The following is an 8,228-nucleotide window of genomic DNA, read 5'->3' on the forward strand; positions in this document are numbered from 1 at the left end:
CGCCATCGATTTAAGCTGGACCTTACCCGCATGTCGCTTTGCTCATGCGGACTGCTTTCTGCTACTTCGCAACCTCGTACACATCGGGATCGAAGCTCGAGCTCGGATTGGCGAAGGCGTGGCGCAGCGCCGGCGACATCGGCACGTTGTAATTGATACCTTTCGGCGGGGTCGGCGCTTCCAGCCACTTCCTGTACATGACCTCGATCTCGGGGCTCTTGTAGAGCTCCGCCGTGGCGCGGTCGGCGAGCGCCTTGAACGGGGTGTCCTCCCTGCGCAGCATGATGCCGAAGGGCTCTGCCTTCGAGAACGCCTCCTCGCTGATCATGTAGAGCGAAGGCTGCTTCGATCGCGCGATCGCAACGGCAAGCTGGACGTCGTCGAGCGCGTAGGCCTGGGCGCGATCGGTCTCCAGCATCAGGAACGCCTCGGCCTGGTCCTTGGCCGGGAGGACGTTGATGCCGAGCTTGCGTTCGGTGTTGACCTTGATGAGCTGCGTGAGGTTCACCGAGCCCGCAACAGCGGTGACCGACGTGCCCTTGAGATCGTCGATCGTGTTGATGCCTGCGGATTTCTTGGCGGCAAAGCGTGTCGCGCTGAGGAAGTGCGTGTTGGTGAAGGTCACCTGCTTCTGGCGGTCCGCGCTGTTGGTGGTCGCCGAGCAATGCAGATCGATCGTGCCGTTGACCATCAACGGAATGCGGTTCGACGAGGTCACCGGGAGGTAGTCGACGGCGATGTCAGATACGCCGAGCTCCTTCTTCACGGCATCGACGATCTTCAGGCAGATGTCGAGCGCAAAGCCGATCGGCCGCTGATTGTCGTCGAGATAGCTGAAGGGAACGGAAGCCTCCTGAAAGCCGAGCGTGACCTTCTTCGTTTCCTTGATCTTCTGCAGCGTGCCCGACAGCTCCTCGGCTGCCGCGGGGCTTGCGGCGAGCGTGAGAGCGAAGAAGATGGCGGGCAAACGCATCGGCGGCTCCTGTGCGGTGATCAGACGGCGGTGATAGCGCACGCGTGAGCCCGGAGCCAGATGACGGTGTGTCTAGCAGCTATCGCACTTTGCTATGGTCCGCCTGCCAAAGTTGCAGCCGCGCGCATCCCTAGCGCTGCGCCCCGCCCTCGAGCAGGCGGTCGCCGACCAGGCGGACCGCGCCACGGGTCCAGGAATAATCGGCGCCCATCCGCAGGCCGCTGTCGCCGCGTGAGACGACCGCGCCGCTGCGGGCGTCGCGCAGCTGGAAGCCGACCGTGTATTCGGTCCGGCTGACCCGCCTGATCACGCCGATCAGCGATTGATCGGCGCCGAGCTGCTGCGCAATCGCGGCCTCGCAGCCGTCGCAGTCGCGCAGCGCATGTGCCTTGACGGGCTCCGCGGTCGCGCCGCCGGTATCGACCAGGCGGTAGCGGCCCGACTGCGCAAGCCGGTCACGCACGCCCTTCGTGACATCGGCGAGATAGGCTGCATCGGAGCCGGCAAGGCCGGACGCGGTTGCCGCGGAGGTATCCTCGAGCTCGAATTCGAACACCGCAAGCCCGATCGGCGCCGCGGCGGCGGTCTGCGCCGGCGGCAGCGCGGCTGCAAGGGCGCGGCGCACCTCGCGCGACACGAACATCGCCGCGTGGTCCCATGCCTCGTCAGTGTCGCCGCGAAACGTGTAGAGCTTCTCGTAGAGCACCTGGCTCGCGCTGACGTCGATGACCGCCACCTTGGCCCACTGGATCAGCGTGCTCATCTTCTGCACGCCGCCGACAACCTTGATCCGGGCCTCGCCCGCGGGCGCCGTCGATGGCACCAGGCGATAGTACGGCTCCGCGGCGACATCGGCGCGCAGCGTCCGCATCAACGCATCCAGCCGCCTCTGGTGCGCAGCGGTCTGGTCGATCACCTCGCCCGACGTATCAACATAGCCGAAATCGTCGATGCTGACGCCAAGCGGGAACACCGTTGCGGCGCCGGTCTCGGCGCGCAGAGGACAGATTCCGGCCAGCAGGCCGATCAAAGCAACAGAGAGCAGAACGAGACGGGGCTGACGCATGATTGGGGCCTTTCAGCTGCTGGTGCGGGCGGGTCGGTCGCAGCCTAGGCCGGCGGGCCTCCGCGCCGCAGCGGAGTGCCTCCCGCCCGGTGCCGGGAAAATTTCACGACGATGCTCCGCGCCCATAGCGGCGCTTCTCGGCGCCTCCGTTCTGCCGTTTAATGTGCCTGACGGCCCTGCCCGCGATCGCGCACTGAGGCTCGTCTGCGATCTTGAGGATACGCCAATGTGGAATTGGTCCGGAAGCGATCTGAAACTGCGGCTGACGTTGCGCGTGGCGATCGTCTCGACGCTCTGCTTTGCTGTCATCTCCGGCTATTTCCTGATCGAGGCCGACCGCTCGGTGCGCGGGCGGATCGCGGCCGTTGCCGATGTCGCCGCCAAGACGCTGGAGCTGCAGCAGAGCAAGATCCAGTGGCTGAACAATGCGCGTTCCGACTTTCCCGATCTCGACAGCGTTGCCGCTACGGTCATGACGCCGGGACTGTGCATCGCCTTTCGCAGCAATAGCGGCGAGATCAGCCAACGCTTCTGCGGCGGCGCGCAGACTGACACGGCCGCGCCGCCGCTGGCCTTCGCGGCACTCTATCGCCGCCTGTTCGATCCCGGCCGCGAGGCGGTGCGGCAGGTGGTTTCGCGCGGCAACGCCATTGGCGAGGCGGTGGCCTGGACCGATCCGGCGGTGCCGACCGCCGAGGCCTGGCACGATGCCGGCCGGCTGATGGCGGTGTTCATGATCGCACTGCCGCTGCTCTGCGCTTTGGTCTATGCGGCGCTGGCGCGCGCGCTGCGTCCGACGCGGCAAATCCGCGACGGGCTCGAGCGGATCGCCGCAGGCGACCTCGCCGCGCGCCTGCCGCCGTTCGATCTCGCCGAACTGTCGGCGATCGGCGACGTCTTCAACCAACTCGCCGAGCGCCTCTCCGCCGCGCTCTCCGACCGCAACGCGCTGACGCAGAAACTGATCCTGGTGCAGGACGAGGAGCGCCGGCACCTCGCGCGCGAGCTGCATGACGAGTTCGGGCAGTCGCTGGCCGCCATCCGTGCGCTCGCCGCCTCGGCGCGCCAGACCGCGGCGGCGGATTGCCAGCCTTTGCTCGCCGAATGCGACGGCATCGCGCGGACCGCGACCGACATGATGGAGACGTTGCGCGGCGCCCTCTTCCGGCTCCGCCCGCCCGATGTCGACGAACTCGGACTTGCGGCCAGCCTCGAGGGCCTGGTCGCGGGCTGGAACGGCCGCAGCCGGGGACAGCCGCGGTTCGAGATCACCGTATCGGGATCGTTCGAGCGCCTTGCCGCCTCCGTCGGCGCCAATCTCTACCGCATCGTGCAGGAGGCGCTCACCAACGCCGCCAAGCATGCCGGCGCCACGCGCGTGATGCTGCGGCTTGAGATGCGCGAGGCGGCGCCCGGCGGCGACAGCGCGATCGTGCTCGCGATCGACGATGACGGCCAGCCCGGCGATCCACAAGGCGATCCCCAGCTCAAGTCCGGCCTCGGCCTGCTCGGCATGCGCGAACGGGTCGCCGCGCTGGGCGGGCGGCTCAGCTTTGAGACCGGACGGCCGAGCGGCTCTTCGCTCCGCGTCATCGTTCCCGTCGCGGCCAGCCGAGAGGCCGCACCGGTGGAGCGCGCGGCATGAGCCATGCGGCGCGAACCATCATGCTGGTCGACGACCACGCCGTCGTCCGGGAGGGCTACCGGGCGATGCTGCAGAAGCAGCCGGGCCTCTGCGTCGTCGCCGAAGCCTCCGACGGCGTCGAGGCCTACCGCCTCTACAAGGAGACCGGGCCCGACCTCGTCATCATGGACCTGTCGATGCCCGGCATCGGCGGCATCGAGGCCATCCGCCGCCTCCGGCAGTGGGACAGGCGCGCAAAAATCCTGGTGTTCACCATGCACCAGAACGCGGCCTTTGCCGTGCAGGCGATCCGCGCCGGCGCGAGCGGCTATGTCACCAAGACCAGCCCGCCGGAGACGCTGGTGCACGCCGTGATGGATGCGCTGTCGGGCAAGATCGCGATCAGCCCGGATATCGACCACGAGCTCGCGCTCAGCCACCTTGCCGGCGAGAGGAAGGCTGCCGACCTCCTGACCGCGCGGGAATTCGAGGTGCTGCGGATGCTGCTCGCGGAGAACGCCACCGAGGAGATCGCCGAGGCGCTGCACCTCAGCCCGAAGACGGTCGCGAACCTGCATTCCCTGATCAAGGACAAGCTCGGCGTCGGCACGGATATCGAGCTGGTCCGCCTCGCGTTGCGGCAGGGTATCCTGACGCAGACCGACCTCGGCGAACGCTGAGCCTCCGTGGCGGCGCCAGCGAGGCCGCGTACCGGTAAATCGAGCCGCATTTGCCTCCGGGCAAACCGAACATCGAGCCGCATCGTCGAATGGCCGAGTCCCGAGAAAGTCGCGTACCAGGCGTAACAGGAGAGCCTCGATACTGGCGCGCCTGGGACCATAGTCCAGAGACTGGACTACCTTGGTGGCCCTCGTGATGCTAAAGTTCTCGTCATGAAAGGCTATGGATCATTTTGCCCCGTAGCCAAAGCTGCGGAAATTCTCACGGAGCGGTGGACCCCGCTCTTGCTCCGCGAACTGCTGCTGGGGTCCCGCCACTTCAACCAGCTTCGCCGCGGCATTCCACAGATGTCGCCGACCCTCCTCTCCAAGCGCCTGCAAACTCTAGAAGAGGCCGGGCTAGTCTCACGCCAACCAGGTGACAACGGGCATTGGGAGTACCATCCAACCCAGGCGGCCAGGGAAGCCAGGCCAATTATCGATGCAATGGGCTATTGGGGCCACAAATGGGCTCGCAGCCAGCTCACACCGAACGAACTCCACGCGGGCCGGCTCATGTGGAATATGCGCCGTTCGTTCGATCTAAGGCACATTCCATGCGACTTCGTGCTGTACATTGAGATTGCGGACGCTCGGCCGAAGCGCTGGTGGTTTGTTGTGAAGAAGGAGGAAGCCGATCTCTGCTGGGATGACCCCGGCTTCAAGGTCGATATCAGCCTCTATGCGAGTCTGCTGACGCTTGTGCAGATTTTCGTAGACGAGATGCCGCTGCTACGGGCGCGTGAGCTCGGCAAAATCGAGATCGACGGTCCTAAGCATCTTGTGAACAGCATGCGGGCTTGGTTTCCACGTAGCAAATATGCCAGTGAGGCGTCTGCGGCCGCAGGGCAAGTCTTAGCTAGCTGAAAGACACCTCTCCAGTCCACTTTTTGGACTAGTGACCCTGCTTCCCCCAGCTGTAGCGTTTGCGAATGCGCTCATGCGCTGAGCATCTCAGCTAAAGGAGGCAAGGATGAGCCGCCCTTCTCTTCTTTCATACGCCCTGCTTTTGATCTTCACTTGTGCTTGCGTTGGTCATGCAGCAGCAGACCCACTTGCCGACGAACTTTCCTCTGTGGCTGCCAAGTGGGATGCCGCCATCAACAACGCAGACTTCGATGCCCTGCTTCCATTGTATACCGCTGACGGCAGATTGATGCCGCCCGGTGCGCAGCCGGTCACCGGCCCTTTGGCAATCCGTAGTTTCTTTGCCGGGCGGGGAAGAAGCGTCAGAGAGCACAAGGTTGAGCTGGTCGATGTGTTGTCCATGGGAAACTACGCCTACACCACCTCGCATTTCACGGCCACGCTAGTGGTAAATGAGAAGGCGGCGCCAATTTCTGGCAGCACCGTGAGACTGCTTGAACGCCAACCCGACGGGCAGTGGAAGATAAAGTCCCACATTTTCGTCAAGGAATAGATTCGCGGGTGCTACTGCTACGCAGTCAGCCTCCCGGCGACGCCAGCTATGGAACCCTGCCAGCTATGGAACCCTTGCGGGACCGCCGAGGATTGAATAGCCTTCTGCTCGCGATGAGCTCGCAGGCTCATTCGCCCCTCGCGCGACTGGCGAGCTTACGTGGAACTGACCACGGTGAAGCGCGAAGGGTTCTATGGCCGTTCGCCTGGGCAACCCGTTCAGCTGATGATCCAGCGTCTTAGGGAGCCCGGACCATGCCGTCATTCCGCAATGAACTCCACCTCAACGATTCCGAAGTTGCCCTTGCGCTCAAGGGCGAAGAGCGCCGCCAGCAAGACGGCGTCGAGCTGATTCCGTCGGAGAACTACACCTATCCCGAGGTTCTCGAGCTGCTCGGATCGGTGTTCACCAACAAGTATTCCGAGGGCTATCCGGGACGCCGCTATTACGGCGGCCAGGAATTTACCGACCAGATAGAGAACCTTGCCCGACAGCGAGCATGCGCGCTGTTCCGCGCCGAACATGCCAATGTTCAGCCTCTGTCCGGGTCGCCAATGAACCAGGCCGTGTATCTCGGCCTGCTGCAGCCCGGCGATACGATATTGGCGATGGACCTGTCACACGGCGGCCATCTCACCCATGGCGCGCCCGTGTCGCACATGGGGCGGCTCTTCAACTTCGCCCGCTACAAGACGCAGCCGTCAAACGGCGGCGCCATCGATTTCGATGAGCTCCGCGCCATGGCCCGGCACGTCCGTCCGAAGCTGGTGCTGTGCGGCTACAGCTCCTATCCGCGCGATCTGGATTATGCGTCCTTCAAGAGCATCGCCGATGAGGTGGGTGCACTGACCATGGCCGACGTCAGCCATTACGGCGGCCTGATCGCCGGCAACGCCTTGCGCAATCCGCTCGATGCGGGTTTCGACGTGATGACGACGACATCGCACAAAACGCTTCGCGGGCCGCGTGGCGGCATCGTTCTTTGTCGCCGGGAGTTCGCCGGCAAGATTGACGCGTCGGTGTTCCCGGGATTGCAGGGCGGTCCGCACATGAACGTTGTGGCCGGAACCGCGGTCACGCTGAAGAAGGCATCGACGTCCGATTTTCAGGCCTATGCAAGGCTGGTCATGCGCAACGCGAAGGTCCTGGCCGAAGCGTTGATGGAACGCGGCATGACGTTGATCACCGGCGGAACCGACAATCACATGATGGTCGTGGATACGGTGGCCAGCGTCGGCCTGGACGGCGGCGCGGCCGAGAACATCCTCGACGCCGTCGGGATCACCGCAAACAAGCAGATCATTCCCGACGATCCGCGTCCGCCGCTCATGCCGAGCGGCATTCGCCTCGGGACGCCGGCGGCGACCACGCGCGGCATGGGCGAGCCCGAAATGCGCCTCATCGCCGAACTCATTGCGGAATCCCTCCGGTCGAAGGGAGATGCAGCGGTCGTCAAACGACTGAGGTCGAACAGCGTCGAGATGTGCCGCGCTTTCCCCGTTCCGGGGATCGCGCCGCCCTCATAGGCAGCCGACCTGCGTTCCTGTTCCGCGTTCGTCGCGTCGCTCGTCCGGGCGTGCGGCCTGCATGGGCACGTCGTGAAGGTTCCCCGGGAAAGACCGGAACGGAAATCGATGCTGTTCGTTGGACCGCATGATCTCGAAGACGGAGCGTCCAACGCCGTGACCCGGAAAACCTTGCAAGCACGCTCGGAGCAGGCGCTCGTCGTCATCATTCTCAGCACCGGTGCGCTGATCGGTTACCTCGGCCTGGCGCTGTCCAGGCTGTGAGCGCGACGCCCGGCGGGCACCAAGCCGCCGGCAGGCGTCGAGCCGCTTGCTGCCCTGAAAGCTCGCGCGCGTGGCCCGACGCGACAAGCCCCCGCAGCAAAATATAGGGTGCAACGAAGAGCAAAGCTCAGACAAATCATGTCGCGAGAATGCGGATGTTTGACGCACAAGCGACAACACATCCGGCGTCGTCCCGGCGAAGGCCGGCAACTGTTATGTTGGTTTGGTCTGCAGGTAGGGCTTTCGGTCTCGCATCATGGCATTGAGGACCGTCAGCAGCTTCCTGGCGACGGCGATGAGGGCGAGTTTGGCTGGTTTTCCGGCCTGTCGCAGTCGTGCATAGAAGGCCTTGAACGGATCAGCTCTGCGAACTGCGTTGAGGGCCGCCATATAAAGGGCGTCACGAACGCGCTTTCGGCCGCCCGCAATCTTGCGCTTGCCGCGGAAGGCGCCGCTGTCGACGTTGAAGGGAGCAAGGCCAGCGAGCGCTGCGAGTTGTTTCGGTCCGACCCGCCCGAGTTCCGGCATCTGCGCGATGAGCTGCATGCAGGCCACGGGACCCACGCCGGGCAGCGAACGCATTAACTTCGCATCGTCCGCGATCTGCGCTTCGGCTTTAATCAATGCGCTGATGTC

Annotated in this window: 9 protein-coding genes and 1 riboswitch; of the genes, 6 read left to right on the forward strand and 3 right to left on the reverse strand. The window is 64.5% G+C overall.

Annotated elements, in window-relative coordinates; all coding sequences use genetic code 11:
* Window positions 1-61: 61 nt before the first annotated feature.
* Window positions 62-973, reverse strand: coding sequence for an amino acid ABC transporter substrate-binding protein (locus tag QJT82_RS18895; protein WP_028339685.1), 912 nt, complete (start codon window positions 971-973; stop codon window positions 62-64).
* Window positions 974-1,103: 130 nt separating this feature from the next.
* Window positions 1,104-2,039, reverse strand: coding sequence for a DUF3280 domain-containing protein (locus QJT82_RS18900; RefSeq protein WP_028339684.1), 936 nt, complete (start codon window positions 2,037-2,039; stop codon window positions 1,104-1,106).
* Between the two features lie 226 nt (window positions 2,040-2,265).
* Here QJT82_RS18900 and QJT82_RS18905 point away from each other — a divergent pair, with 226 nt between their 5' ends.
* From QJT82_RS18905 to QJT82_RS18930, 6 genes are all read left to right on the forward strand, one after another.
* Entirely contained in the window at window positions 2,266-3,684 is a 1,419-nt protein-coding gene (locus tag QJT82_RS18905) for a histidine kinase (protein ID WP_028339683.1), read from the forward strand.
* Window positions 3,681-4,343, forward strand: coding sequence for a response regulator transcription factor (locus tag QJT82_RS18910; RefSeq protein ID WP_028339682.1), 663 nt, complete (start codon window positions 3,681-3,683; stop codon window positions 4,341-4,343). Before QJT82_RS18905 ends, QJT82_RS18910 begins: the two co-directional genes overlap by 4 nt.
* Window positions 4,344-4,556: 213 nt before the next feature.
* A complete protein-coding gene (locus QJT82_RS18915; protein WP_028339681.1) occupies window positions 4,557-5,249 on the forward strand; it encodes a helix-turn-helix domain-containing protein in 693 nt (230 codons plus the stop codon).
* Between the two features lie 106 nt (window positions 5,250-5,355).
* The gene (locus QJT82_RS18920; RefSeq protein WP_080686678.1) at window positions 5,356-5,802 is read left to right on the forward strand and encodes a DUF4440 domain-containing protein; all 447 of its coding nucleotides are present in this window, start codon (window positions 5,356-5,358) and stop codon (window positions 5,800-5,802) included.
* Between the two features lie 132 nt (window positions 5,803-5,934).
* Window positions 5,935-6,020: riboswitch (ZMP/ZTP riboswitch) on the forward strand.
* Between the two features lie 36 nt (window positions 6,021-6,056).
* Window positions 6,057-7,328, forward strand: coding sequence for a serine hydroxymethyltransferase (gene glyA / locus QJT82_RS18925; protein ID WP_028339679.1), 1,272 nt, complete (start codon window positions 6,057-6,059; stop codon window positions 7,326-7,328).
* Window positions 7,329-7,436: 108 nt separating this feature from the next.
* Window positions 7,437-7,592 carry a hypothetical protein gene (locus tag QJT82_RS18930; RefSeq protein WP_168855882.1) on the forward strand — a complete coding sequence of 52 codons (156 nt, stop codon included), beginning with the start codon at window positions 7,437-7,439 and terminating at the stop codon, window positions 7,590-7,592.
* 213 nt (window positions 7,593-7,805) lie between these two features.
* Here QJT82_RS18930 and QJT82_RS18935 read toward each other — a convergent pair.
* Window positions 7,806-8,228: transposase (locus QJT82_RS18935; RefSeq protein WP_281446652.1), on the reverse strand; the 423-nt coding region annotated here is incomplete at its 5' end.

This window comes from Bradyrhizobium sp. Mp19, from assembly GCF_029952935.1.
Classification (GTDB): Bacteria; Pseudomonadota; Alphaproteobacteria; order Rhizobiales; family Xanthobacteraceae; genus Bradyrhizobium; species Bradyrhizobium elkanii.